This is a genomic window from Thalassococcus sp. S3 (assembly GCF_004216475.1).
Taxonomy (GTDB): domain Bacteria; phylum Pseudomonadota; class Alphaproteobacteria; order Rhodobacterales; family Rhodobacteraceae.
The window spans coordinates 1149500-1174825 of sequence record NZ_CP022303.1; the positions used below are offsets into that span (position 1 = coordinate 1149500).

At 59.8% G+C, this 25326-nt stretch carries 29 protein-coding genes and 1 tRNA gene; 19 read left to right on the top strand and 11 right to left on the bottom strand.

Going from position 1 to position 25326, the window contains the following annotated elements:
- Positions 1-133: 133 nt before the first annotated feature.
- From trpB to CFI11_RS05880, 4 genes are all read left to right on the top strand, one after another.
- Positions 134-1366, top strand: coding sequence for a tryptophan synthase subunit beta (trpB, locus tag CFI11_RS05865; protein ID WP_130403985.1), 1233 nt, complete (start codon positions 134-136; stop codon positions 1364-1366).
- A gap of 163 nt (positions 1367-1529) precedes the next feature.
- Entirely contained in the window at positions 1530-1775 is a 246-nt protein-coding gene (locus CFI11_RS05870; protein ID WP_130403987.1) for a hypothetical protein, read from the top strand.
- Between the two features lie 70 nt (positions 1776-1845).
- A complete protein-coding gene (locus CFI11_RS05875) occupies positions 1846-2292 on the top strand; it encodes a hypothetical protein (protein WP_174843484.1) in 447 nt (148 codons plus the stop codon).
- A 24-nt stretch (positions 2293-2316) separates the two neighbouring features.
- Positions 2317-2814, top strand: a complete 498-nt coding sequence (locus tag CFI11_RS05880; protein ID WP_130403989.1) for a helix-turn-helix transcriptional regulator — start codon at positions 2317-2319, stop codon at positions 2812-2814.
- 6 nt (positions 2815-2820) lie between these two features.
- Here the strand turns inward: CFI11_RS05880 and CFI11_RS05885 are convergent, their stop codons facing one another.
- The 3 genes from CFI11_RS05885 to pth form a co-directional block, all read right to left on the bottom strand.
- Complete coding sequence (locus tag CFI11_RS05885) at positions 2821-3195, bottom strand: DUF2237 family protein (RefSeq protein WP_130403991.1); 375 nt, start codon at positions 3193-3195, stop codon at positions 2821-2823.
- 14 nt (positions 3196-3209) lie between these two features.
- Positions 3210-4379 carry a serine hydrolase gene (locus tag CFI11_RS05890; protein ID WP_130403993.1) on the bottom strand — a complete coding sequence of 390 codons (1170 nt, stop codon included), beginning with the start codon at positions 4377-4379 and terminating at the stop codon, positions 3210-3212.
- Between the two features lie 206 nt (positions 4380-4585).
- Complete coding sequence (gene pth / locus CFI11_RS05895) at positions 4586-5278, bottom strand: aminoacyl-tRNA hydrolase (protein ID WP_130403995.1); 693 nt, start codon at positions 5276-5278, stop codon at positions 4586-4588.
- 70 nt (positions 5279-5348) lie between these two features.
- Between pth and CFI11_RS05900 the strand changes: the two genes are divergently transcribed.
- Positions 5349-5660 carry an antibiotic biosynthesis monooxygenase gene (locus CFI11_RS05900; RefSeq protein ID WP_130403997.1) on the top strand — a complete coding sequence of 104 codons (312 nt, stop codon included), beginning with the start codon at positions 5349-5351 and terminating at the stop codon, positions 5658-5660.
- Positions 5661-5792: 132 nt separating this feature from the next.
- On the opposite strand, the gene CFI11_RS05905 is transcribed toward CFI11_RS05900, so the two are convergent.
- Positions 5793-6431, bottom strand: a complete 639-nt coding sequence (locus tag CFI11_RS05905; protein ID WP_130403999.1) for a 50S ribosomal protein L25/general stress protein Ctc — start codon at positions 6429-6431, stop codon at positions 5793-5795.
- A 299-nt stretch (positions 6432-6730) separates the two neighbouring features.
- On the opposite strand from CFI11_RS05905, the gene CFI11_RS05910 reads away from it, so the two are divergent.
- Complete coding sequence (locus CFI11_RS05910) at positions 6731-7879, top strand: MFS transporter (protein ID WP_130404001.1); 1149 nt, start codon at positions 6731-6733, stop codon at positions 7877-7879.
- Here the strand turns inward: CFI11_RS05910 and CFI11_RS05915 are convergent.
- Positions 7868-8488: a sulfotransferase family 2 domain-containing protein gene (locus tag CFI11_RS05915; RefSeq protein ID WP_130404003.1), complete on the bottom strand. Its 621-nt coding sequence runs from the start codon at positions 8486-8488 to the stop codon at positions 7868-7870. The genes CFI11_RS05910 and CFI11_RS05915 overlap by 12 nt on opposite strands.
- A 24-nt stretch (positions 8489-8512) precedes the next feature.
- The gene (locus tag CFI11_RS05920) at positions 8513-9679 is read right to left on the bottom strand and encodes an alpha-hydroxy acid oxidase (RefSeq protein WP_130404005.1); all 1167 of its coding nucleotides are present in this window, start codon (positions 9677-9679) and stop codon (positions 8513-8515) included.
- Positions 9680-9816: 137 nt separating this feature from the next.
- Here CFI11_RS05920 and CFI11_RS05925 point away from each other — a divergent pair, with 137 nt between their 5' ends.
- The 3 genes from CFI11_RS05925 to CFI11_RS05935 all read left to right on the top strand — a co-directional run bounded on the left by CFI11_RS05925 (position 9817) and on the right by CFI11_RS05935 (position 12022).
- Positions 9817-10923 carry a twin-arginine translocation pathway signal protein gene (locus CFI11_RS05925; protein WP_130404007.1) on the top strand — a complete coding sequence of 369 codons (1107 nt, stop codon included), beginning with the start codon at positions 9817-9819 and terminating at the stop codon, positions 10921-10923.
- Positions 10916-11419 carry a MarR family winged helix-turn-helix transcriptional regulator gene (locus tag CFI11_RS05930; RefSeq protein WP_130404009.1) on the top strand — a complete coding sequence of 168 codons (504 nt, stop codon included), beginning with the start codon at positions 10916-10918 and terminating at the stop codon, positions 11417-11419. Before CFI11_RS05925 ends, CFI11_RS05930 begins: the two co-directional genes overlap by 8 nt.
- A gap of 147 nt (positions 11420-11566) precedes the next feature.
- Positions 11567-12022: a MaoC family dehydratase gene (locus tag CFI11_RS05935; protein WP_130404011.1), complete on the top strand. Its 456-nt coding sequence runs from the start codon at positions 11567-11569 to the stop codon at positions 12020-12022.
- Here the strand turns inward: CFI11_RS05935 and trpA are convergent.
- Entirely contained in the window at positions 12010-12801 is a 792-nt protein-coding gene (gene trpA, locus CFI11_RS05940) for a tryptophan synthase subunit alpha (protein ID WP_130404013.1), read from the bottom strand. The genes CFI11_RS05935 and trpA overlap by 13 nt on opposite strands.
- Positions 12802-13076: 275 nt before the next feature.
- On the opposite strand from trpA, the gene ychF reads away from it, so the two are divergent.
- Positions 13077-14174, top strand: a complete 1098-nt coding sequence (gene ychF, locus CFI11_RS05945; protein WP_130404015.1) for a redox-regulated ATPase YchF — start codon at positions 13077-13079, stop codon at positions 14172-14174.
- Positions 14175-14225: 51 nt separating this feature from the next.
- On the opposite strand, the gene CFI11_RS05950 is transcribed toward ychF, so the two are convergent.
- The 4 genes from CFI11_RS05950 to CFI11_RS05965 form a co-directional block, all read right to left on the bottom strand.
- On the bottom strand, positions 14226-14489 hold the full coding sequence (locus tag CFI11_RS05950; RefSeq protein ID WP_130404017.1) for a hypothetical protein: 264 nt from the start codon (positions 14487-14489) through the stop codon (positions 14226-14228).
- Positions 14490-14726: 237 nt separating this feature from the next.
- Positions 14727-15461, bottom strand: coding sequence for an ATP-binding cassette domain-containing protein (locus tag CFI11_RS05955; protein WP_254449029.1), 735 nt, complete (start codon positions 15459-15461; stop codon positions 14727-14729).
- On the bottom strand, positions 15461-16630 hold the full coding sequence (devC, locus tag CFI11_RS05960; protein ID WP_130404019.1) for an ABC transporter permease DevC: 1170 nt from the start codon (positions 16628-16630) through the stop codon (positions 15461-15463). The genes CFI11_RS05955 and devC overlap by 1 nt, the downstream gene beginning before the upstream one ends.
- Positions 16627-17850 (bottom strand): HlyD family efflux transporter periplasmic adaptor subunit, encoded by a 1224-nt coding sequence (locus tag CFI11_RS05965; protein WP_130404021.1) that lies wholly within the window; start codon positions 17848-17850, stop codon positions 16627-16629. Before CFI11_RS05965 ends, devC begins: the two co-directional genes overlap by 4 nt.
- A gap of 144 nt (positions 17851-17994) precedes the next feature.
- On the opposite strand from CFI11_RS05965, the gene CFI11_RS05970 reads away from it, so the two are divergent.
- The 9 genes from CFI11_RS05970 (at position 17995) to CFI11_RS06015 (ending at position 25269) form a co-directional block, all read left to right on the top strand.
- A tRNA-Ser gene (locus CFI11_RS05970) sits at positions 17995-18084 on the top strand.
- Positions 18085-18230: 146 nt separating this feature from the next.
- The gene (locus CFI11_RS05975; RefSeq protein ID WP_130404023.1) at positions 18231-19427 is read left to right on the top strand and encodes a site-specific integrase; all 1197 of its coding nucleotides are present in this window, start codon (positions 18231-18233) and stop codon (positions 19425-19427) included.
- A gap of 160 nt (positions 19428-19587) precedes the next feature.
- On the top strand, positions 19588-20373 hold the full coding sequence (locus tag CFI11_RS05980; RefSeq protein WP_130404025.1) for a hypothetical protein: 786 nt from the start codon (positions 19588-19590) through the stop codon (positions 20371-20373).
- A 313-nt stretch (positions 20374-20686) separates the two neighbouring features.
- Entirely contained in the window at positions 20687-21538 is an 852-nt protein-coding gene (locus tag CFI11_RS05990; protein ID WP_130404027.1) for a hypothetical protein, read from the top strand.
- Positions 21539-21698: 160 nt separating this feature from the next.
- Entirely contained in the window at positions 21699-22028 is a 330-nt protein-coding gene (gene mobC, locus CFI11_RS05995) for a plasmid mobilization relaxosome protein MobC (RefSeq protein ID WP_130404029.1), read from the top strand.
- A complete protein-coding gene (locus CFI11_RS06000; RefSeq protein WP_130404031.1) occupies positions 22022-23581 on the top strand; it encodes a relaxase/mobilization nuclease domain-containing protein in 1560 nt (519 codons plus the stop codon). The genes mobC and CFI11_RS06000 overlap by 7 nt, the downstream gene beginning before the upstream one ends.
- Entirely contained in the window at positions 23565-23888 is a 324-nt protein-coding gene (locus CFI11_RS06005; RefSeq protein ID WP_130404033.1) for a hypothetical protein, read from the top strand. Before CFI11_RS06000 ends, CFI11_RS06005 begins: the two co-directional genes overlap by 17 nt.
- Positions 23885-24259, top strand: a complete 375-nt coding sequence (locus CFI11_RS06010) for a hypothetical protein (RefSeq protein ID WP_130404035.1) — start codon at positions 23885-23887, stop codon at positions 24257-24259. The genes CFI11_RS06005 and CFI11_RS06010 overlap by 4 nt, the downstream gene beginning before the upstream one ends.
- Positions 24259-25269, top strand: a complete 1011-nt coding sequence (locus tag CFI11_RS06015; protein WP_130404037.1) for a type IV secretion system protein — start codon at positions 24259-24261, stop codon at positions 25267-25269. The genes CFI11_RS06010 and CFI11_RS06015 overlap by 1 nt, the downstream gene beginning before the upstream one ends.
- Positions 25270-25326 lie beyond the last annotated feature (57 nt).

Genomic DNA, 25326 nt, shown 5'->3' on the forward strand with positions numbered 1-25326 from the left:
ATGGGTCCTTTCTTATGCGGCTCACTTAGGCTGCAACGTCGCTTGACAAAAGAACTGGCGGCGGAAAGCTGCCGCTTTACCTCGGTCAGGATGAGCGTTAGGCCTGTCAGGCCAAGATGTGTGGGAGTTCAGGATGCCAAACGACCTTTTCAACAGCTTCATGACCGGTCCGGATGAAAACGGACGGTTCGGCAAGTTTGGTGGCCGTTTTGTCTCCGAGACATTGATGCCGCTGATCCTGTCGCTTGAAGAGGAATATGAGAGGGCCAAAACGGATGACAGCTTCTGGGCAGAGATGAATGATCTCTGGACCCACTATGTCGGTCGTCCCAGCCCGCTCTATTTCGCCGAGCGGCTGACCGATCATCTGGGTGGTGCCAAGATCTATCTCAAGCGGGACGAGTTGAACCATACAGGCGCCCACAAGATCAACAACGTGCTGGGCCAGATCATCCTGGCGCGCCGCATGGGCAAAACGCGCATTATCGCTGAAACCGGCGCCGGTCAGCACGGTGTGGCGACGGCGACTGTCTGCGCGAAGTTCGGGCTGAAATGCGTGGTCTATATGGGCGCGCATGATGTCGAGCGGCAGAAGCCGAACGTGTTCCGCATGAAGCTTTTGGGAGCGGAGGTCGTACCGGTTACGTCGGGGCGCGGCACGCTCAAGGATGCGATGAACGACGCGTTGCGCGACTGGGTGACCAATGTCCGCGATACGTTCTATTGCATCGGCACGGTGGCGGGGCCGCATCCCTATCCCGCGATGGTTCGGGATTTCCAGTCCATCATCGGCAAGGAGGCGAAGGAGCAGATGATGGCAGCGGAAGGCCGGCTGCCGGACACGATCATCGCCGCAATTGGTGGCGGGTCCAACGCGATGGGGCTGTTCTATCCATTCCTCGATGATCAGGAGGTCGGTATCATCGGGGTCGAAGCGGGCGGCAAGGGCGTGAACGACAAGATGGAGCATTGTGCGTCTCTCACGGGGGGACGCCCGGGTGTGCTGCATGGCAACCGGACATACCTTTTGCAGGACGAGGATGGCCAGATCCTTGAAGGGTTTTCGATTTCCGCCGGTCTCGACTATCCGGGGATCGGGCCCGAACACGCCTGGCTGCATGATATTGGCCGCGCGAAATATGTCTCCATCACGGATGCCGAAGCGCTGCAGGCCTTTCAGCTGTGCTGCACGACGGAGGGCATCATTCCCGCGCTGGAGCCGTCGCATGCCTTGGCCCATGTGATGAAAATCGCGCCGGACCTGCCAAAAGATCACCTGATCTGCATGAATATGTGCGGTCGCGGCGACAAAGACATCTTTACAGTCGCGCGCGCGCTGGGCGTTGACATGGTCCAAAGCGACTAAACTGGCGCTTAACGCATAAACTATCGATCTATGCGCCTTGGCCTTGTGTTTAGATGCAAGGCTATAAACTCGTCGTAGATGGTATTTTGTATCCGCTCCTGCCTTGTTGACAGCATCGGCGTTGCTTCGCCGCAGCGCGTATGTTCGACAGAAAGGACATGACATGAAAACCGTTTTGACGGCATCTACGATGGCATTGCTTCTCGGAAGTGCGGCGCTGGCCACACCAGCGATTTTGGCGGCGGGCCTGCCGTCGCCGGATCTGGTCCAGTCGCTTACGGTATTTGGCCCTCCTCCCGGCGATTTGGGCGTCAGGGTGCAAGGGCGTGAAGATGAATTTGAGGACGGAGGCCGGAACGCGGATGTGGGGATGCACACCGCGACGATGGGAGGGATGACGGATCGCTAGCCTTCGCTATATGGAGAAACCGTGCCGGGCCGCTTCAAGACGATCCGGATCGTTTGCAAAGATCATTCTCATGCTTCGAACCCTTCTGATCATCCTCGCCCTCGCGCTTGCCCCGATGTCGGCCTCGGCCAACCGGGTGGAGAATTCCATCGTCGCACAGCTCCGCGCACAGGGGTATACTCGCATCGAGGTCAGCCGGACCCTTTTGGGCCGCGCACGGATTGTTGCGCGCAGCAGTTCCGCCCGCCGCGAGATCATCGTGAACCCCGCAACAGGAGAAATTCTGCGCGACTATTCGGTACAAAGTGCCGGGGGCGGAAATGGCGGAGCCGGCATCGTGGATCCAGGTGGTCGCGGCGGCGGCCGCGACGATGATGGCGATGACGGTGATGATGGGGACGACGGCGACGATGGTGGCGACGACGGAGACGGAGACGGAGACGGGGACGGCGATGGTGATGGAGATGGCGACGGCGACGGTGATGGCGACGGAGACGGTGACGGTGACGGCGATTGATCCAAACAAGGGTGTTTTCGTGCCATGACGAAACGCTGGGTGATCCTGGTCCTTCTGGTCGTTCAGGTGTTTTGCGCAAGCTTTTTCATCTATGATATTCTCGTCACCCTTCTGGGTCTGCCGGTTGCGCCGATCAACTGGCAGATCTACGAGCTGATCGAGATCGGCGCCGCCTTGGGTTTGATATTTGGGGTCATCTTCGCCGCCGTTGCCCTGCGCCAGTCGCTCCGGGATACCGCCCGCATGCAATCACAACTCCGCGTCGCGTCCGGCGCGTTCATGGAGCTTCTCGAGGACAGTTTCGCCGATTGGGGTTTGACACCCGCTGAGCGGGATGTGGCGCTCTTTGCGATCAAGGGTCTTTCAACGCAGGAGATCGCCGCGATCCGCTCGACCTCGGAAGGAACGGTCAAGGCCCAGACAAACGCAATCTATCGCAAGGCCGGCGTGACCGGGCGCCCCCAGCTTCTCAGCCTTTTTATTGACGACTTGATCGAAGACGGCCTGAAGGCCGCGCAATAGCGGCGATCACGCCACCGCAGCGTGTTCGCGCAACACATCCAATGAAACGATCTCCAGCGCGCGTTGATGCGTAGCCTCCAGGTTGACCCGTGGCGCACAGCCTTCCTCATGCGCTTGTAGAAAGCGACTGGCGCAAAGGCACCAATGGTCGCCCGGTTTGAGACCTGCGAACCGGAACTCGGGACGTGGCGTGCTGAGGTCGTTGCCGACATATTTCGAATACGCCAGGAACTCGGCCGTCATCACGGCACAGACCGTATGACTGCCCTGGTCTGCGGCGCAGGTGTTGCAGTGGCCATCTCTGAAGAAGCCGGTCAGAGGATCGGTGGAGCAGGGGGCGAGGGTGTCGCCCAGAACGTTGATGCTGGCTTCGGGTTCCATTGTGCTGATCTCCTTCAGTCGATCACGGCCCCGGTTATAGCGCGGAGCATTTCCATGTTCCGCCCGTGCACGCCGGGCTCCCGGAATTGTCGATCCGCCGAGGTGACGACGATGACCACCCCTGCCTTCTGATTGATATAGAGGTACTGGCCATAGATACCACGCCCAAAGAATTCGCCCTCTGTCGCGCCGACGGGGATCCACCATTGATAACCATAGCCGACACGGCCCACCTGCGTTGGTGCACTGGCCTGTGTCGAGGCTGCAATCCAGTCTGCGGGCACAATCTGCCGACCATTGTAGCTGCCGTCCTGCAGGATCATTTGTCCAAAGCGCGCGTAGTCCCGCGTGGTCAGGTTGAGCCCGCCCAGCACGAAGGCCACGCCGTCTCCGTCGGTCAGGTAATAGGCGTCACGCTCCTGGCCCAGCGGAACAATGAGCTTTTCGGACATCAGGTCGACGACCGACTGCCCAGTCGCACCTCGCACCACCATCCCGATGACATGCGTGTCGATGGAGACATATTGCCATTGCGTGCCCGGTTCGGTGAAGGTTTCGGTCAATCCAGCGGCAAAGCCGTCCATCCGGCCGCCCAGGGCGATGACGCGCCCCATTCGGTTGATGTCGGAATAAAAGTCGAGATAATCCTCGTTAAAGGTCACACCGCTCGACATCTGCAGGACATTGCGGATCGTCGCGCCGTCATAGGCTCCCCCCGCCAGCGATGGCGCATATTTGGTGACCGGATCGTCCAGCGAAGCGATTTGCCCTTCCTCGACCAGAATGCCGAAGAGGGCCGACAGATAGCTCTTGGCAATCGACCAGGAGATACGGCGATCATCCGCAGTCGTGCCCTGGAAGTATTCTTCATAGACGATTTCGCCATCGGCCAGCACAAGCAGGGAGGTCACGCTGCGGTTGCCGATCCATTCTGAGACCTCTGCCGGCAGCTCGGTCTCGGGCCCGTAGGGCAGGGGCGTGGTCGCGCCGTCACCGCGGAGGACGGGACGCGTCAGAAAGGCCTGATCCATATTGCTGAAATTCGCGACGATCCGGTCTGCGTCAAACAGCGAATTCACCGCCATCAGGCGCGTTATCTCTTCGCGTTTCCAGACTCCTACGGCAACTGCTGCCAGAAGCAGGGCGACAAGAAGGCGACCCAACCATTTTCCGAAAGTGCGCATGCTATTCCCCGCCATTCCATGTTGGCAAAGAGGATCACGCCGCATGGCCAGACTGCAAGCGTGACCTTGGGGCGCGTGGCCTTTCACCGGGGGCGTCGAACCCGTCGGTGCGATCTCATTCGGGACCGTCCACTTGCCCATCCAGCCAAGTCTTTCTGAACCGGCGGGCAAAAAGCTTAGACCTGAGAGGGGAAGAGCCGACAGGGTTACTTGAAACGCGCGACGAGCTTCTGAAGCGGCGTGCGGGTGTCTTCTGTTTCCTCGGGCTCTTTTTGCTTGGCTTTTGCCTTCTCGGCGGGGCGCTCAGCTTGTTTGCCGCTACCACTGCGCGGCGGTGACGTGCGCAATGCAACGGCGTTCATGAAACGCCCGTCTTCCCCCTCTGCCAGATGCGGGGCGCCGTCCGAGAGGCCCGCTAGGACGGCCTCCAGCCAATCCTGATCGGCCCGGGCAAAGTCGTGCAGAACGTAGCCGGCGACCTTGTCTTTGTGCCCCGGATGCCCGATGCCCAGCCTGACACGCCGATAGCTGTCGCCGATATGCCCATGAAGCGACCGCAGGCCATTGTGACCTGCATGCCCACCGCCCCGCTTTACACGGACCTTTCCGGGCGCCAGGTCCAACTCATCGTGAAAGACGGTGACGTCTTCCGGCCCCACCTTGTAGAAGCGCGTGGCTTCACCGACCGATTGGCCGGAGCGGTTCATGAAGGTTTCGGGCTTCAGAAGCAGCGCTTTGTCCGACCCTAACCGTCCTTCGGCAACCCGTCCCTGAAATTTGGATTTCCAGGGTCCGAAGCCATGTGCCTCTGCAATCCGGTCCAGTGCCATGAAGCCGATATTGTGCCGGTGTCCCGCGTATTTGGGCCCCGGATTGCCGAGCCCGACAAAGATTTGCATGCTGAGCCTCGCGTCCTGCGCAGTTCAACCCCATATGCCTTGAAAGAATTCAAATGACCAGAGAACGCCGATGTACCTCACCATGAACCGTTTTCAAGTGCGCCCCGAGGGCGCTGCCGCCTTCGAAGAGATGTGGGAGAACCGCGACAGTCACCTCAAATCGGTGCCGGGCTTTATCTCATTCCATCTGATGCGTGGCCCGGAAACCGAAGATCACATCCTTTATGCCTCTCACACGGCCTGGACCGATCAGTCGGCGTTCGAGGCCTGGACCAAGTCCGAGGCCTTTCGGGAGGCGCACAAGAATGCAGGCGGAAGCCGGGATCTTTATCTGGGCCCGCCCCAGCTTGAGATCTTCGAAACGGTCCAGGAGTTGACCTAACGCATCCGCGGCGGAATTTTACGCTGTGCGAAAGTGCGAGGCTGCGCCGTGTGAAGCCGGGTAGGTTACACCCCACCGGGCGCGAAACCGGCTCAAAAGGAAAACGGGGCCGATCCGGCCCCGTTTCGCTTCCTATTCTTCTGCGGCCTCTTCTCCGCCGTCTTCGCCTTCGCCGCCCTCTTCATTGTCCGAGGAGCGCAGGCCCGATGGGGCCGAGATATTGGCGATCACGAAGTCGCGGTCGATGGTGGGTTTTGTTCCCGCCGGCAGAGCGATCGAAGAGATCGTCACCGTGTCGCCGACATTGAGACCGGTCAGATCCACGGTCAGCTTTTCCGGAATGTCGCCGGCGGTGACCACCAATTCCACTTCGGGACGCACCACCGTGAGGACGCCGCCGCGTTTGATACCTGGAGCGGCCTCTTCGCCGATGAATTCAACCGGAATGAAAAGGTTGATCTTGGTTGTCCGGCGCAGGCGCATGAAGTCGACATGCGTCGGCAAGTCCTTGACCACGTCGCGCTGCACATCACGGCAGATCACGCGCACATCGTCGTGGCCGTCGACCTTCAGGTTGAAGAGCGTCGACTTGAACCGACCGGCTTTCAGGCGCTGCAGCAATTTGTTGAACGGAATGTTGATCGGCAGCGGATCGTTGTCGCCACCAAACACAATCCCCGGAACCATGCCCTCTCTGCGGGCCTGACGAGCGGCGCCCTTGCCTGTCCCCGTCCGTTCCAGGGCTTCGAGATCAGGAATCTCACCAGCCATGATATATCTCCAATGTAAGGCGGGGCTCCTCCAAGGCTGTAGCCCCGCGTGAAGCCGTGCCTATGGACCAGTCCCAACCAAAACGCAAGCGTTACTAACAAGGCCCGTAAGCGAATGTCACAATGGTCCTTTGAAGGCTAATTTGCCCGCCGGCACGTCTCGGCAAGATCGAAGATGTAAGCGGTGTCTTCGGTCCCTTGCGGAGCAGGAACAGCCTGCAAGGACCTGTTGCATTAAGCCGAACGGTTCGCCAGCAATGGTGCCTTGTGTGTCAGGCACCTCCATGTCAGGCAAGCGGCATGAGGATCTGGTCTGATATCGCGCTCAGTCGCGCACCGGGTGCGGCCTTTGTTGCCATGGGGATGGTCTGGGCCGCCTTTGCCGCTCAGGTTCCGGTGCTCAAGGCGCAGATCGGGGCAAGCGACGCGGTCTTCGGCGGTCTGTTTCTGATCGCAAGTCTCGGCGCCATCGCATCCATGTGGATCGCGCCTTTGGTGGATCGCGCATTGGGCGCCTTGTCCGTCGCCGTCAGTTCCGCGCTTCTGGGCCTCAGCTTCGCCGCCGTTGGTTTTGCGCCCGGCGTTGTGATCTTTGCCGCGCTCCTGTTCGCGGTGTCCGCGGTGTCCGGCGTTTGCGACATTTTGATGAACGCGCGTATCTCCGAAATCGAGGCGCAGGCGCGCCGCCCGCTCATGAGTCTGAACCACGCCATCTTTTCCTTTGCATATGCAGGCACGGCCGTGCTCACGGGGATTGCTCGCGAAGCCGGTTGGGGACCGATCGCCGTTTTTGCCGCGATTGCGGTCGTGATCCTTGTCTTGTCGTTAGGCATGCGCGCCCCGCATCTGTCGCAGCCCGAGGTCGAGGGGGGCGCAGGCCCGGTGCCGCGCGGGATCGTTTGGATCGGAGGGCTCATCGTGCTGGCGGCGTTCTTCGCGGAACAGGCGACCGAAGGCTGGTCGGCCCTTCACATCGAGCGTGGGCTCGGCGGTGGCGCTGCCGAAGGCGCCTTTGGTCCGGCCATTCTGGGACTGACGATGGGGTTCGGGCGCTTGTTCGGGCATCTTCTGTCGGCGCGTATTCCGGATACCGTGATGATCGCTGCGGCTTGCTTGCTTTCGGCGGCTGGCACGGCGCTGGCGGCGCTGGCCCCCACGATTGCCATTGCCTATCTGGGCTTTGCCGTACTGGGCCTGGGCGTGTCGGTGGTGGTGCCGCTGGCCATGGCGATCATCGGGCGCATGGTGCCGCAATCCCAGCGCGTGCGCGCCATCGGCCAGGCCAGTGCCATCGGCTATGGGGCCTTCCTTTTCGGCCCGCCGATCATGGGCAGTGTGTCCGAGACGATCTCTCTGCCCGCCGCCTTCGGCGTCGTGGCCATCTCTCTTGTGAGCGTGGCGCTGATCCTCGTGCCGCTCCTCACCCGCCGTATTGCTCTAGCCGATTGACGTCAGAAGCGGGCCATCCGTTGACATCACCCTTTCGTAGAGCGCGAATTCGTCTGCTCGGCGCTCCTTCAGCCGGGTGCGCGTGGCGGGGTCAAGGGGCGCCTCAACCGTTGGGGACACATTGCGCTGACGGATGTCGAGTTTTTCTTCGAAGCGGTCTTCGAGAAACGCGCGGAACTGGGGCTGATGCTCGTAGGCGAACAATCGGTGAACCAACACCTCGCCCCGCGCGGATGTCAGAAACCGGTATTGGCTGCCGACCCCGCCAAAGGGCGGATCGTCGCTGTCGATCAGGCCTTGTACGAAAGCATCAAAGCTCATCCCGATGGTCGAGCGGGGCGCACCGTCCTTGTCCACCCGCTGGCGATAGCGATACCAGCTGCGCAATTGCTCTTCCGGCTCGCGCATCACCGCGATGCGTTCGGGCCTGAGATCGAAAGAGGCCGCCAGGAACGGCGCCATCTGGTTGTGAAAGCGCTGCGCCGTCATATGTTTGCGCCGCTTGGTAAAGATGATGTCCGCGCGCGACTTCAATGCCATCTCGATCGCTGTCGTGCCCGTCTTGGGCACGGCGAGAAAGGCGAGGTTCTGAGGCGAAAAGACCAGCATGGCGCTGGTCTTAGCGCGGAGGCATCATTGTTGCCAACGGCCTTCGAAATCTTCAGGCACCAAAAGGTTCTGGCGTCCCAGATCGGCCACATTGGTCTCTCCGCACAGCGCCATGGTGGTGTCCAGCTCTTTGTGAATGACCTCAAGCGCGGTGGTCACACCCTTTTGACCCATCGCGCCCAGCCCGTAAACGAATGCGCGCCCGATATAGGTGCCCTTGGCGCCCAGGGCCAACGCCTTCAGCACGTCCTGCCCCGAGCGGATCCCGCTGTCGAGATGCACCTCGATCTGATCGCCCACCGCATCCATGATGCTGGGCAGCATGCGGATCGAACTCAGCGCGCCGTCCAATTGCCGCCCGCCATGGTTCGACACCACAATGGCATCCGCGCCCAGCTTGGCCGCCATCTTGGCATCCTCGGCATCCAGAATGCCCTTGAGGATGACCTTGCCGCCCCATTGCTCCATCAGCTTTTCGACCTTGCCCCAGTCGAGCGCCGGATCGAACTGCTCCGCCGTCCAGGCACCCAGCGACGACGCATCGCTGATCCCGTCCACATGGCCCACGATATTGCCGAACTGGCGCCGCTTCGCGCTCAGCATCTCCATCCCCCAGGCCCACTTGGTTGCCAGGTTGGCGATGGTCTTGGGCGTCAGTTTTGGCGGGGCGGACAGGCCGTTTTTGAGATCCTTGTGCCTTTGGCCCAGGATCTGCAGATCCAGCGTGATGACCAGCGCCGAACAGCCCGCATCCTTGGCCCGCTGGATCAGCCGGCGCACATAATCCTCGTCTTTCATCGTATAGAGCTGGAACCAAAAGGGTTTGGAGGTGAAGCCCGCCACATCCTCGATCGAGTTGATCGACATCGTCGACAGCGTGAAGGGCACGCCGAATTTCTCGGCCGCGCGTGCGGCCTTCATCTCTCCATCCGCGTGCTGCATGCCGGTCAGGCCCACGGGGGCCAGCGCCACCGGCATGGCCACATCCTGCCCGATCATCTGGCTTGCCGTACTGCGACCGGTCATGTCCACCGCCACGCGCTGGCGCAGGCGCAGCTTGTCGAAGTCCGAGGAATTCTCGCGGAAGGTCTGTTCGGTCCAGCTTCCCGACTCGGCGTAGTCATAAAACATCCGCGGCACGCGGCGTTCGTAGAGACGGCGTAGATCTTCGATGTTGGTGATGACGGCCATTGCGATATCCCCCGTATTGGTAAGGTTTCGTTACCAATGCTCGACGGGAATCTCAATGCATCATGAAAGCAAGTCTTGATATAAGATCTATATCAATCTAGTTAGTTCAATATCGTATTATAATGATGGAGCCGCCAATGACCCTCTCACGTCGCAAAGCCATCGCCCTGATCGGGGGTGGCACAATCTTCGCTGCCGGTGCCGCCTCGGCTGCCTTCCTGACCACCCGCACGCCGGGCCGCGCGCTTGCGCCATGGGATCTGGCGGGCAGCTATGCCGATCCGCGTGAACGCGCGCTTTCCTTCGCGCTGCTCGCGCCCAATCCGCACAACCTTCAGCCCTGGCTTGTCGCGTTGGAGGGTGAGGACGCGCTGACGCTTCACCAGGATACCGCGCGTCGCCTGCCCGAGACCGATCCTTATGATCGCCAGATCATCATCGGGCTGGGCTGTTTTCTGGAACAGATGGTCATTGCGGCCTCGGCCGACGGATACGATGTCGATCTGGCGCTTTATCCCGACGGCGAAGACGGCCCGGTGGCCCGCGCGGTCTTTGCCCCCGGCGGCACGCCCGATCCGCTGGCTGCGCACATCATGGATCGCCGTTCCTGCAAGGAGCCGTTCGAGGACCGCGCCCTGCCTGCATCGGCGGTCGAGACGCTGACGGGCTATGCCGATGTCGTCATCGATCCGGCCCGCGTGGCCGAGATCAAGGAACTGACCTGGGACGCATGGCTTGTGGAGATGCAAACGGAACGGACGTTGATGGAAAGCGTGGACCTGATGCGCTTTGGCAAGGCCGAGATCAACGCCAATCCCGACGGGATCGACCTGGGCGGGCCGTTTCTGGAAAGCCTCATGCTCGCCGGCATCCTGAGCCGCGAAGGACAGGCCGATCCGGACAGCAGCGGGTTTCAGCAGGGCGTGGCCATGTATGAGGAGATGTTGCTGGCCACGCCGGCCTATGCGGTGCTGCGCAGCGGCGGGAACACACGGGCCGATCAGATCGAGGCCGGGCGGCGGTGGTTGAGGCTGAACCTTGCCACCACGGGGATGGGGCTGGCGCTGCAGCCGGTCAGCCAGTGTCTGCAGGAATATCCGGAGATGGCCCCGCATTATAAGCGGGCGCATGCGCTTATGGCCGGGCAGGGGGAGACGGTTCAAATGCTGGGTCGTCTGGGCTACGGTCCGCAGACGCCACGCACGCCGCGCTGGCCGCTTGAGGCAAAGAGGATGAATGCCTGACCCGGATCCCCGCATTTTTTTCCCGGTCTTCAACGAGATCGGGATCATCGAACAGCTTTCCCGCACGCTTTTGGAGGCAAAACTGCCCAAGGGGCTGATCGGGCCGCATTTTTCGGTGCTCAATCACCTGATCCGCGTGGCGGACGGGCGCACGCCGGTGGAACTGGCGCGCGCCTTCCAAGTGCCCAAGACCTCGATGACCCATACGGTCGGGGGGTTGCAGAAACACGGGCTGGTCGAGGTGCGCCCCAATCCTAATGACGGGCGCAGCAAATGCGTCTGGATCACCGATGCGGGCCGCGCCTTGCGCGATGACACGATCACGGCCCTTGCCCCGGATTTCGCGGAGCTGGCGGTGGGTTTCGATCTGGAGCGGCTGGCGGGGATCCTGCCGGTTCTGACCGATCTGAGGATATTTCTGGATACGCACCGCAATGCGGAGCCGCCCCGTGACCGGGAGTTTCGACCGCCCGCTGCCAAACGGAGCGCGCCCTGACGGGCGCGCAAGCCATGTTTTATCTGGCGCATTGGGCGTGCCTTCGGCGATCAGGTCGGCGTTCGGAGGGTTGAGAGGACGGGATTTTCCGTATTTTTGTCGAGAAGAAGCAGGGGACCTGCGCGCCATTGCGGAGGAGGGGGACGTTTGGAGAAAATTTATTTTGAGGATTTGCCTGTCGGCGCGGTTCTGGAGACCGGCGCCCGGACTTTGACGCGGGAGGCGATTGTCGGTTTTGCGCGGGAGTGGGACCCGCAGCCCTTTCATCTGGACGATGCGGCGGCGGAGGCGTCGCCATATGGTGCGCTGATTGCCAGCGGGTGGCACACGCTTTTGACGGCGTTCACCCTCGCGCTGGAGGCGCGGGACTGGTCGCAGGGCTCCATGGGCTCGCCGGGCATGGATGAGGTGCGGTGGCTGAAACCCGTCTATGCGGGCGACACGATCCGGGCCGTGGGCCACGTGCTGGAGGCTAGGGTGTCACGCTCGAAACCGGATCGGGGATTTGCCACGATGCGGTATGACATATTCAATCAGAAGGACGAGCGCGTTGCGCATTACAGTGGCCTGCACATGCTGCGTCTGCGTCCTCAAGCGGAGTGAGCACCGTCGGCGAGGGTTTTGACGAAGGCCAGCACCTCGGGCACAGGTTTGCCGCTGCCGATCTGTTCGACGATGGCCGAGCCCACCACGCAGCCATCCGCGACCTCGGCGATGGCTTTTGCGCGTTCGGGTGTCTTCACGCCGAAGCCCACAACGACAGGCAGACCGCCCGCGTTCTGGATGCGGGCCACTTCGGGACCCACATCGGCGGCCTGTGCCTCTGCCGCGCCGGTGATGCCGGTGATGGAGACGTAGTAGACAAAGCCCGATGTGTTCTGCATGACGCGCGGCAGGCGCTGGTCGTCGGTCGTCGGCGTGGCGAGGCGGATGAAGTTGAGGCCCGCCTCTTGCGCGGGCAGGCAGAGCTCGCTGTCTTCTTCGGGGGGCAGGTCCACCACGATCAGACCGTCGATACCGGCAGCCTTGGCCTCTGCCAGAAAGGTGTCGACCCCGCGGCTGTAGATCGGGTTGTAATAGCCCATGAGCACGATGGGGGTCGTGTCGTCCCCCTCGCGGAAGGCGCGGGCAAGGTCGAGCGTGCGGGAGAGCGTCATGCCGCCCTCCAGCGCGCGCTGGCCGGCCAACTGAATAGTCGGGCCATCGGCCATGGGGTCTGTGAAAGGCAGGCCCAGTTCGATGATGTCCACCCCCGCGCCGGGCAGGCCGCGCACCAGGTCCAACGAGGTGTCGAAGTCCGGATCGCCCGCCATCACGTAGGACACGAAGGCTTTGCGTCCCTCGGTTTTGAGCCGGGCGAAGGTCTGGTCGATACGGGTCATCTGGGCGCCTTTGTTCTGGGTCTGAACGCTCCTGCCAAAAGTGATCAGGGAAATCAATGGACGGGGTGGTTGAAAAGCGACCCGGCGGTTGCGGTTTCTTCCTGCAATGCAGGTGACGCCATCAACGGCTCCGCTTCATTGATCAATATGGTCGCTGGAGAACTCCGGACCTGCAACAAGACGGAGGCGTTGATACTGTTTCGCCCCTCCGCCCCGCTTGCGCGCCGTCTCAAGCGGCCTTAGAAGCGGCGCGGGATCAAATGCGGAGAGCGTCGATGGGTTTCAAAATGGGTATCGTGGGGCTGCCGAATGTGGGCAAATCCACCCTCTTCAACGCGCTGACCCGCACCGCTGCCGCGCAGGCCGCGAATTTTCCCTTCTGCACGATCGAGCCGAATGTGGGCGAGGTTGCAGTGCCGGATGCACGCCTCGACAAGCTGGCTGTCATCGCCCAGTCACGGCAGGTGATCCCGACCCGCATGACGTTTGTCGATATCGCCGGTCTGGTTAAAGGCGCCTCCAAGGGCGAAGGCCTTGGCAACCAGTTCCTTGCCAATATCCGCGAGGTGGATGCCATCGCCCATGTGTTGCGCTGTTTCGAGGATGGCGACGTCACCCATGTCGAAGGCCGCGTTGATCCCGTGGCCGATGCCGAGACCATCGAGACCGAGTTGATGCTGGCCGATATCGAAAGCATCGAGAAACGCCTGCAAGGCCTCGTCCGTAAGGTGCGCGGCGGAGACAAGGAGGCGGTCCAGCAGGAGAGGCTGCTCAAGGCCGCGCTGGCGGTTCTCGGAGACGGCAGGCCGGCCCGTGTCGTAGAGGTGGATGCCGAAGACGCCAAAGCCTGGAAAATGCTTCAACTTCTCACCACAAAGCCGGTTCTTTATGTCTGCAATGTGGGCGAGGCCGAGGCGGCGGAGGGCAATGCGCATTCTGCCAAAGTGGCCGAGATGGCCGCTGCCCAGGGCAATGCCCATGTGATCATCAGCGCGCAGATCGAGGAGGAGATCAGCCAGCTTGAGGCGGACGAGGCAGAGATGTTTCTGTCGGAAATGGGTCTTTCCGAAGCGGGCCTCGACCGGTTGATCCGCGCCGGTTACGATCTTCTGCATCTTGAGACCTATTTCACCGTCGGGCCCAAGGAGGCGCGGGCCTGGACCATTCGGCAGGGGACCGCGGCCCCACAGGCGGCGGGGGTCATTCACGGCGATTTCGAAAAGGGATTTATCCGCGCCGAAACGATCGCCTATGACGACTTTGTTGCGCTGGGCGGGGAGCAGGCAGCCAAGGAAGCCGGCAAGATGCGGGCCGAGGGCAAGGGCTATGTCGTCAAGGATGGCGACGTTCTGCATTTCCTCTTCAACACGTAGAAAGGGCGCCGCATCGCTGCAGCGCCCCTTATTCGTGAGTGGGGGTCAACCTTAGTTGCGGCCTGATTCCATGTTCTTGTTCGTCCGGAAATAGGGGTTGCCGTTGTCGGTCTTGGCCGACGCACCGGTCACGGCCCCTTCGTTGCGTGTGGAAATCAGGGTGCCCTGCGAGGGCTCTTTCCCGGCGTTGAGATCGCGGAGATATTGTAGGTCGTCATAGCCACGATCCCCCAGGAAATTGCTGCCGGCAGAAGCTCCGGATACAGCAAGGGTGGCGGCGAGGGCGGCGGCGGCGAGGGTAACGAAGCGGGTCATTTCAGGTCTCCTTCTTTCGGTTGATCCGGCAGGGCCGGGGCGCGTTTTGTGTTGATCGTTTGTCGATCTGAGCGACACTTGGGAGGGGCCGTGAGCGATTGCAAAACACGCGCTGTCACCGGGGCGTGAGACGTTGTAACGCACAGCAATCGTGCGCCAGAGCGCAGTAATAAAATTTAATATTAATAACATCTTGCGCCAATTATTTCATCGAATTCACGGCGCTACACCAAGTGGTCACGGTTTCGTTGAGGACCCAACCTGCTCGTCCGAAACAACCCGACCGTCTTCGAGAGTGATAATACGGTCGGCCATGTCGAGAATGCGGTTGTCATGCGTGACCATGACCGTGGTCGTCCCGCGCGCGCGTCCAAGCGCTTTTAGGATCCGAACCACTTGCAGCCCGCTTTCCTTGTCAAGCGCCGCGGTCGGTTCGTCCGCCATGACGATGTCGGGGTTGCCGACCAGCGCACGGGCGATGGCCACCCGCTGCTTCTGTCCCCCCGACAGGTTTGCGGGCAGATAGTTTAGCCGGTCTCCCAGACCGACAAGGCGCAGAACGTGTGCGGATGCTTCATCGAAACGCGCCTGGTTTCCCCGTGCGCCATGCACCTCAAGGCCCATGCGGACATTTTGCAGGGCCGTCAGGCTTTCATGAAGGTTGTGGGCCTGAAAGATGAATCCCAACCGTCGCCTGAGCGCGACCTGAGCCGCCTCGCTGGCGCCGTTCAGTTCATGCCCCAGGAGGGAGATGGATCCGTCCATCACGTCTCGCAGACAGCCCATGAGGGTCAGGACTGTTGTCTTGCCGGATCCCGAGGGCCCCATCATGACCGTCAGGCTCCCGCGCTGGATGGTCAGGTCGATTTCGTGAATGGCCTGAACCTTGGCGTCGCCAACGCCAAACCAATGGTTCAACCCCTTCACCACGATCGGGGGCGGGGTATTCGGCAGAGCGTACATTTGGGCCATCAGAACAGATCCGCCGGATCTGCGGCGTTCAGTCTTCGCGTTGCCACGGCGCCAGACAGGGCACACGCCGCAAGGGTGCCCAGAAAGACGAGCACCGCGACATCCAACGACATCAAAAGCGGAAGGCCGGTCGCGGCGTTCAGGGTCTGATAGGCCAACCATGAGATGAATATGCCGGGACCAAAGCCCAGAATGGCAAGCACGATTGCTTCTTCAAAAACCACTCCAAGGAAGAATGACGGGCCATATCCCATAGCTTTGAAGGTCGCATATTCACCAAGATGATCGGCCACATCGGTCGACAGAACCTGATAGACGATCACGATGCCGACCAGAATGCCCATTAGCACGCCGAAACCAAAGATCAGCCCCGTCGGGCGTTCGACGTTCTGAAATCGTACATCTTCGGCTGCCGCATCCTCGAAGGTGCGCACCCGAAGGGTGTCAGGCAGTGCCTCGCGCAGTCTTTCAACGACGTCGTCGGGTAGATGGCCCGGCGCGACCTTCAGCAGGATCTGGTCAGGAGAGCCGGACACCCGCTGGGGGAACAGCCGCAGAAAGGTCTGATCCGAGGTAATTGCATAGCCATCCGCTGTGAAACCAACGCCCCCGTCGAAGGTGTCGGTGAACCGGATGGTGCGCCCGCCGATTTCCGTGACAAGCGGCGATTGCGGTCGGATCCCGGCCAAAACACCTGGGTCCATATCACGGGTATTGGTGTCCAGGATGCCGGTATCCGGCAGTGTCAGTGGACCCAGCTTGCGCTGCAACACCGGGTTGAGAAACTGGGGCTTGTTGATGTCGAGCGATATAAGCTGCAGCGTGGTGTCGTTTCCGGCCTGTTTCCATTGGATCGTGTTCAGAAAGAGCGTCGTGCCATCTGAGATGCCGGGGTCACGCAAGGCGGTCAGCATCCATTGCCGGGCAACATTGCTGCCTTCCGTGAAGGTGTTGGCATCGTCGGCGGAGATCATGATATCCGCGCTCAGCAGACGATAGGTGTCACGGATCGCCTGGTTCATGCTGCCCATGATGCCAAGCTGGACAAAGACCAGAACATTCGCAAAGGCCACGCCAGCGACGGCAGAGGCAAGCCGGGCCCTATTGTGGGTCAGCTGAAGCCAGCCGACCGGCATCCACCCGAAGAGGCGGGTCAGAAGCTCCGTCATTGGCCCGCTCCGCGTGTGTCGATGCGGGCGACAACCTCGAGATTCGTGAACCGCGCCGCCTGCTCGCTTGAGGCGGCATCCAGGGCGACCAACACCTCGATCACGCGCGCATCGGTGTTCGCCGCGGTGTCATCCGCGACTATGTCCTGTCTGCGCACCATCAGACCGATATCCCGGACGGTTCCGCGAAAGGTCAGGTTCAGGGCATCCGCAAGCAACTCCACCGGCTGGCCGACGCGGACATTTATGATCTGTGTCTGGTGCACCTCGATTTCGGCCATCATCTGCTCCACCGCGCCAAGCACCATCACGCCATCGCTGCCCGGCGCCTCTCCGGGCCTGGCATAGATATCCAGAACCGTTCCATCCGTTGGCGCGGTGATCGTTCCTTTCCCCAGATCCAGCTCGGCCCGGCGTAATTCGGCCAGTGCCGCGTCGACGTTGCGCTTGGCCACAAGCACATCGGGCTGTTCCTCCGGGTCTTCTGCCCGGGATCGCTGAAGGGTCGCGCGCGCCCGCTCTACCGCGCGGTTGGCCTGTTCTGACACGGATATGGCCTGATCCAGCAACGCTTGCGTTGTGATGCCACGATCAAAGAGCGATTGGGTCCGCTCCAGCTCCGTCTCGGCCACCCGGGCCACGGCCTGGGCCTCGGCGAGAGAGGCTTTGTCCTCCGCAATACTCAGGGCAACGGAATGCCGGGTCTGCAGAAGTGTCGCCTGCCGCACCGCCAGATTGGCCTGGGCCGTGGCCACAACGCTTGAAAGATCGGGCAGGTTATCCATCAGGGCCAGATCCTGGCCTGCGTGAACCTCCTCGCCCACGGAAACCAATACGTCCGCGATACGCGCATCCGCCGCCCCAAAAGGAGGGGCAACGACCGATATGTCGCCCTGCGGCAAAAGGCGGGCCAGCCCGACGACATCCGTAGGCTGCAGGGTCGCGGCCACCTCGTCGGACAATTCGACGCCGACGGGGACCACGAACGGCTCATCGGCGCCGCCTCCGGGCTGCAGACCGGTCATTGCAAAGAAGGCCCGGATAGAGTGCGGCTGGAAATAGATCGCCACGACCCCACCGGCAAACATAAGCAGCATCAGAAGGGGGATGATCCAAACCCGCCGCTTGCGTGTCTGCGGGCGCGCCTTCGCTTCTGTTGTGCTGTTTTGATCTATGACGTCCAGCGGCAGGTCCGCGTCATCGGGCTGTTTTTCGGTCATGTTGGCGTCTGCTCCCAGGATATGCGCAGAGTGATGCGCAACTCCTTGCTTCTACTCAGGCCTGGGCAGATTCCGTCTCTGGAAAATGTATTGGCTTGCTTTGTGGGCTTGAACCACTCTCCCGCTGTCGTTACACGGGTCGACGGAGACGTGGCCGAGTGGTCGAAGGCGCTCCCCTGCTAAGGGAGTAGGCGGGAAACCGTCTCGAGGGTTCGAATCCCTTCGTCTCCGCCACCCACCATTTTCACCCTATTGCGTTCGATGCTGTCCAGGCACCTACTTGCCTGTTTTTGTTGATTCAACCGCAGTCATTATTGTGTTTCGCTTCTCTTCGATTAGGCTTGTTCCTGTTCATTGCGTGGTAGAAAACGTGGTATTTCATGGCTGCTCTGAGCGGAAAGCTGACGAAGAATCTGGTCCGAACTCTTGGCCCCGGGCGCCATGGCGACGGCAGCGGCTTGTACCTTGTCGTCGATCCATCTGGCGCAAGACGCTGGATCGTGCGTGTTACAGTGAAGGGTCAGCGCAATCGAGAAGGCAAGCCGCTTCGTACCGACTTCGGTCTAGGCGGCGCCGATGTGGTCACCCTAAATCAAGCGCGTGATCGCGCCTTAGAATACCGGCGGCTCGCAAAGCAGGGCATCAATCCGCGCTACAACGGGCGGCAAGAAATCCCCTGTTTTGAAGAAATTGCGCGACAGGTCCACATTGAGCGACTGCCAACTTGGAAGAACCCGAAACACGGCCAGCAATGGATCAACACGTTGGCCGAGTACGTTTTTCCCAAGATTGGCCGCTTACCGGTCTCCGAGATTGGCCAGCCAGAGGTCTTGCAGGTTTTGTTGCCGGTTTGGACTGAAAAACACGAGACAGCCAAGCGTCTTGCGCAACGAATCAAGGCTGTGTTGGACGTAGCAAAATCAAAAGGCTTTCGCGATGGTGAGAACCCAGTCATGACCATACGAGATGCTCGCGTTTTGCCTCAGGTAAAGCAGAGGGTGCAGCACCATAAGGCAATGCACTGGAAGGACGTGCCTGCCTTCTACAGTGAGCTTGCGACGAAAGATGCCATGGCCGCTCGAGCGTTGATGTTCACGTGCCTTACCGCCAGCCGTACTAGCGAAGTAATAAATGCAACGTGGGCGGAATTTGATTTTATCGAGAAGCATTGGATCGTGCCCGCTGATCGGATGAAAGCCGAGCAAGAACATCGCGTGCCACTCACTCCGGAAATGTTGGCGATCATTGAACCATTGAGGATGCTCCGGTCACAAGTGGTGTTCGAAGGTCAGAAACGGCATCGACCGATGTCCAATATGGCAATGCTGATGCTGCTGAGGCGTATGAACATCCAAGGCATTACCGTACATGGCTTCCGTTCGACGTTTCGTGACTGGGCCGCAGAACAGTCAGACGTATCACGCGAAGTGGTTGAGATGTGCTTAGCCCACAGGATCGGATCTGAGGTGGAGTTGGCTTATGCAAGGTCTGACTTGCTGAATAAACGTCGCGGTTTGATGGAGGACTGGTCTAGATATGTCACCTCTTCCACAGAGACGCCAAGCCATGCGCTTTAGGTGGGGTAGGCGGCCAAAGTGGGTCAACCCGAGGGAATTCTGCTCTCTTTGCCATTTGACCTCTCATCGGAACAATGGAGAAAGGACATACGCGGGCGAGGTAATTCGAGTTTGGGACGAAGTGGACCAGGTCTTACGCGAACACCTTGGGTGGGACATCATGTGTGGAGAAGAGTTGAAGGGCGCACAGTTACTGTACAATCAATATGACGGTATGCTGCCTTTGAACAAAGATGCTCAAGGGGCTAAGCCGTTGCGTAATGCGGTAAAGGCGTTTGACAGGTTAATCGAGGCATATGATCAAGAGCAACGGCTCCCAAGTGAACTGGTTGATGAACTTCCTGAGCCGATTAGGTTTGAAGTTCGTCAGACAGCGTCTTTCGCCAAAGGCAAACAAGCTCGAGATCTTATCGCATGGCATCGCCAAAACCATGACAAGTTGCTTTTAGAACAAGCGAGCCGAACTAATCAGAGGGCATACCGTGCGGCGTTGGGTCTAAGGTCAATTTTCGACCACTACTCAGAATTTCCGATTGGTATCCGCTACCAGAAGCCAACGGAGCCAGACTTCATATTTCCGATCTATGAGGTCACGGCATCAAGAGTTCACGGTTCTTTGCCCTCGGGTCGGTTCATGAAAGCCCTAGAAGCGGTTTTTGACCGAGTGAATATCAGTGCAACTTTACATCACTACGCGAGGCTAGCTAGGGATACTCCGGCGGAAGATCCAATACTGGTACGAAACCGGCATCTGATGCGGCGCAATCTGACCGACCAAACTCGCGATCCATTCATTTTAACCCAGTTTGGCTGGACGAAGAACTCGACAGTCACCGATCAATCCCGTGAATTGTATGAGGAGTTTTACAGCCTAAGGGAGTTGAGGCAGTGCTACCGCAAATATTTGAAAACCAACGGCTCTACGACGACACCGATCAAGAATTAGACCTAATCGCACCCCGCACGAAGCGTGCGCAGTGGCGACACCGCAAAGTTGGTCCCGCATGGATCAAGTTCGGACGTCGAGTGAAGTATCTAGGGCATGACCTTAACGCTTATGTTGCTGAAAACAGGGTTTCTCCGAGTGACGCTGCATAGGTCCTAAAACAACAAAACCCCGCTTTGGGCGGGGCTTCGTCGTAAGCTGGCTTGCGCCGGATCAATACGACAGCCGCGCCAACTTTTTCAACCCTTGCACGATGCCGCGCATCGGCTTTGCTCGGTCCAGGTAACTTGGGCTGCTGGAAAAGGAATGTCCTATGGCGCGCAAGAAATTTGCAATGCTCAATGTGTCCCTGCTCAACACAAAATCGTTCCGCGATCTCAAGAGCTGCTCTGATCGTAATGTGTATTTCACAGCCCACCTCAGTTCCCAGGCCGACTACTCCGGGCTCTTTCGATATCCCTTATCATTGTTCGCCTCAGAAGCCGGCATCGAAGACGCCCGGCTTCGTGTCTCGCTTGAGCGGTTAACATCTGCAGAGCTTATGGAATACGAGCCTGACAGCGAACTCCTGAGGATTGGCGGTTGGTTCCGATCAGTCAACTGTCCAGACAATCTCTCACGTGTGCAGAGCCTTGTTCAGTGGTATCTCTCCGGTGAGCTTCCGCAAGCCGACATCTGCCGACGTTCGATAGCTGAATTTGTGCTTGGCTGCCTTGCCCGAGCCCAGAGGTTCAAGGCCGGTAGCCAGCACGGGCCGAAGATCGTTGATGAACTCCGGTCTTTTCTAGCAACAGCGGGCGTCACTTTCAGAAACCTACGCCCGTTCCTCGAAGATGAGTTTCGTGCACACGGAGCATCGCTGGCGCGTGAGTTCGAGGATGTAATGCTAGGGCTTGTTGAAGCAGAGGCTAAGGTGCAACGGGCTGCTGACCGATTGCAAATGCAGGATGCCAGCAGGTTGGAGCCAGGATGGGAGCAGGGTGAAGCCACGCTGCCGCCACAAAAGAATAAAGTAGAATCAAACGAAAAAAGAAAAAACGAAGAAGGGCGAGAGGCTGCCCATTCTGACCATGATCAAGGTTTTCGAGGCTCCAATGGCAACCCTAGGCCATTGGCAGAAACGCTGAACAGCCCCATTGTTCGCGCCATCCGGTCGAGCGCATGAGGATTGGCGCATGACCTTAAACTTTGGTTCTAAGCAAACAGCAAGGCGACCCAGTTCTAGGTCTGCGACCTGCGAACCGGGACCTTGCGAGGGGCGGCAAGCCTCCCCTTCGAACCCCAACCAGACCGCGCGTGGCGCGGTTTCGGAGAAGCAGGAAGCAGTGTTCTTCTACTGCTCCTCCGAAGAAAAGGCGCTGATCCGGCAGGCGGCAGCGGATCGCGGGCTGTCCATGTCTGCCATGCTTCGACAGCTCGCTACGGGTGCGACTCCGAAGAGGCGCAAGCCTGCGCCCCGTGTTGATCCAACGCTGACCTTGGCCGTGTCCCGCTATGGCGGGAACCTCAACCAGGTCGCTCGTTGGCTTAACACGGCGACCCGCACGGGCCGCGCCAGCGAGGTCGAGGCCTTACGCGTGGCTGCGGCGCTCGTTGGCATCGAGCGGCGGTTGGCTGAGATCGTCACGCAGCATAGGAAGCCGCCCGGATGCTGATCAAGTTTTTCCCTAATGGCAAAGGCGGCGGCGCAGGCCCGGTCGAATATCTGACCGCTCGCACCGTGCTGGCCTATGATGACAACCGCGACCTGATGCGCGATGCCGCGGGCCAGCCGATGATCGTGACGCGCGATCCGTTGCCGGAGGTCGTGAGGGGCGACGCAGACGTCATGATCGACCTTATCGACGCTTGCCCGTACAAATGGACCTATCGCGCTGGCGTCGTCAGCTTTGCCCGCGAAGACGCCCCGACCGAAGATCAGCAGCAGGAGGTGATCGACCGTTTTGAAGAGATCGCCTTCGCGGGTCTCGATGCTGACCGCTACGCCTGCCTCTGGGTCCGGCACACCCACGAGGATCGGGTCGAGCTACATTTCTGCACGCCACGGATGGAGCTTCACAGCGGGCGCAGCCTCAATATCGCACCGCCAGGGTACGAGCGCACTTTCGACAGCCTCCGTGACCTGATGAACAAGACGCACGGATGGGCCGACCCCATGGACGTCGTACGCTCGGCCGAGGTGAAAACTGTCACCGAGGCCCCCACTCGGGCGCAAGGTCGGGACGAACTCCACGGCTGGGTCCGTGATCAGATATCTTTGGGTCTGATCACGGACCGTGCCGTTATGACCGAAGCACTCAAAGAGGCAGGCTTCGAAGTGCCCAGGGCGGGCAAAAACTACTTAACAGTGAAAGACCCCGACACCGGTGAACGGTGGCGATTGAAGGGAGAAATTTTCAATGAAGACTGGACCGCAGACACCACGTCTGAGCAAGAAGCTGAAGGCGGATATGGAGCAGATGAGAGCCGAGAATGCCGCCTTGATCGATACTCAGTTGCAGAGCTTCAGGAACGATTTGAAGATCACTGCCGAAAGCGCGCTTGCTACAATCAAGACCGATACGGAAGGGTATCTGCTGCGCGTGAGGAAACATCTGCTGAGGCAGAGTGCGAACGCGGCGCGTCCGGAATGGACGGCGATGATTTATCCAGTGCTGATCGCCTGCGCGCTGATGATCAGCAGCTCGCTTTCGACCTGGACGGTTCTGAATTGGCTGACACCCAGCATGCCGTCTCTGGGGATCAGGATGATCGAGCGGCCAGAAGCGACGTACTTGATCCCTTTCCGGGATACGACGACGCTGACCCGCTGCCGCCTAGGGACGCAGACGGTCGATTGCCTGAAGATCGAGGAGCGGTAAGCGATGGATGGCCTGACAGCGTTAGAACGCGAATTGCTGAGCTACGTGGAGCGGTTGACCGAAGCGTCGGAAATGTCCGCGCAGGCTTTGAAGGACTTAGAGCAGCAATCGGTCAGCGACACCCGAAAGGAACTCGCATCCTTGAAGTCTTCGATGAATTCGCTGGTGCGGTCGCAAGGGTCACTCGTTCTGTCGTTGCAAGCCTGGATCGAGCAACGGATCACTTGCGAACAGCTGTCGCCCAAGCTGGCGGAGAGCGCGAAGCATCTCGGTTGCGTCAAGACGGACTAGGGGACCAGGAAGACAAGCGATTGCATCAGGAGGAGCAACATGGCCTCCGACACTGATGTACGGCTGAGCTATGATCCTTGGACATGCTGGTGCCCTGGGATCGATCCGGCGACGGACGCATTAGAACGTGTATCGGTGCTCATTCGCTCCCGAGAGACATGGTCAAGCGACTATGCCTTCCAGCTTGGCAATCAAATTCGGCTGATTGCAAACCAGTGCTCGCCGGGAATTCGCACGGGTATCGCCATGATCCTGCACGAGCACGGCGACCCAGACGCGCTCACTGGCTGGCAGCAGGCCGAACCTAGGGGCCTCACGGTCTACGCGCTTCACGACACCACCAATCCGGAGGACGAGGAATGAGGAGCTTGATAGCGGTGCTTTTGTGTATTTCTAACAACTGCTTGGCGCAGGGCGTTGAGGTGGACGAATATGGTTGCGCAATCCTGGACCGACCTGCGGCGTTCACATTCGATGGTTTTACCGATGCCTGGCGTAGTGTTGCGGCCGACAGGCTCTACAGTCTGGTCCGGCACCAGAATGCGGTCGAAGAAGTCACGTGCGACTGCGACACGCTCAGACCGGATTGGGCCATAATCACCAGTCAGTTTGAGACGCTCGGATTTTCAACAGGCCCTTCTTCGGCATACCGAGCATGGTCATCTGAGGCCTACAAGCCACGCATCGCCGATCTTCGTCGTGCGGTTCAGGATATGTGCGGAGAGGTGAACTGATGGGCACTGTTTCGTTTGTCGTTGAGCGGGCCGAGAGCGCTCTGAATGGCATGGCGTCAAGCCAGTTTGGCGCCGTGGCTGGAAGTCTCGGTACTGTGTTGATGCTCGCCGCTACCCTCGCTTTGCTGTTTCTCATTGCGAACATGATGCTTCAGGTCCGCCCGATGGATGTGTCCGAGTTTGTCCCTTTGCTCGTCAAGATGGGCTTGATCCTCATATTCGCGCTCAATTGGGTGCAGTTCGACCGTCTTTCCAGCGCGATCATCGACAGTCTGGATAACATCGCGGGTATGCTAATCGGATCGATCACGGGTGAAACCGGATCTGGACCTGCCTTCTTCGCTGCGCGATTTGACCAAATGGCCGAGGAACTTGCGGATCATGCGAACGCTATTGGAGAAAATCTGAACTGGGTGGGCGGGGCCATTATGGGGGTGTTTATGGCGGTTCTGCTGGCGATTTTCAGTGGGGTTGCAGCGCTAATGCTCGTGCTTTCGAAGATGGTTGTCACGCTGTTGATCGGGCTCGCGCCGATCATGATCAGCCTTACGCTGTTCCGTGCAACGGAAGATTACTTCCGACGCTGGCTTTCAGCCTTGATTGCGTGGTCCCTATACCCGATTGTCATCGCTAGTGTCTTTTCCATCACCTTTGGGCTCTTGAACCAAATGCTTGCCGCGGTAGGCGACCCCAGCGACATGCAGAACATCGGTGCGGCTTTACCTTTCCTGGCCATGATCATGTTGTCCCTGGCGCTGATGGCTGGGATCCCCGTCATCGTCCGAACGATATCCGGGGATATCAATTCAGGGTTCGCAGGGGCTGCGACTGGGGCTATCATGCGTGGTGCCTACCAACGCATACCTCCACGGCCAAATTTAGGAGGTCGGGCACAATCTGCCCCTCGTGAGGCTAATCAGCCGCCCCGCCAGTCCGAAGCCAACGCCGGCATGGGGCAGGTCTATCTCCAACAGTTGGAAAGGGCAAAACGGTTGAACCGAAACCGATAGGGCAATCCTGCGTTTTTCATCTTGCCCCAAATATCCTCGGGGGAGCGCCCGTAGGGC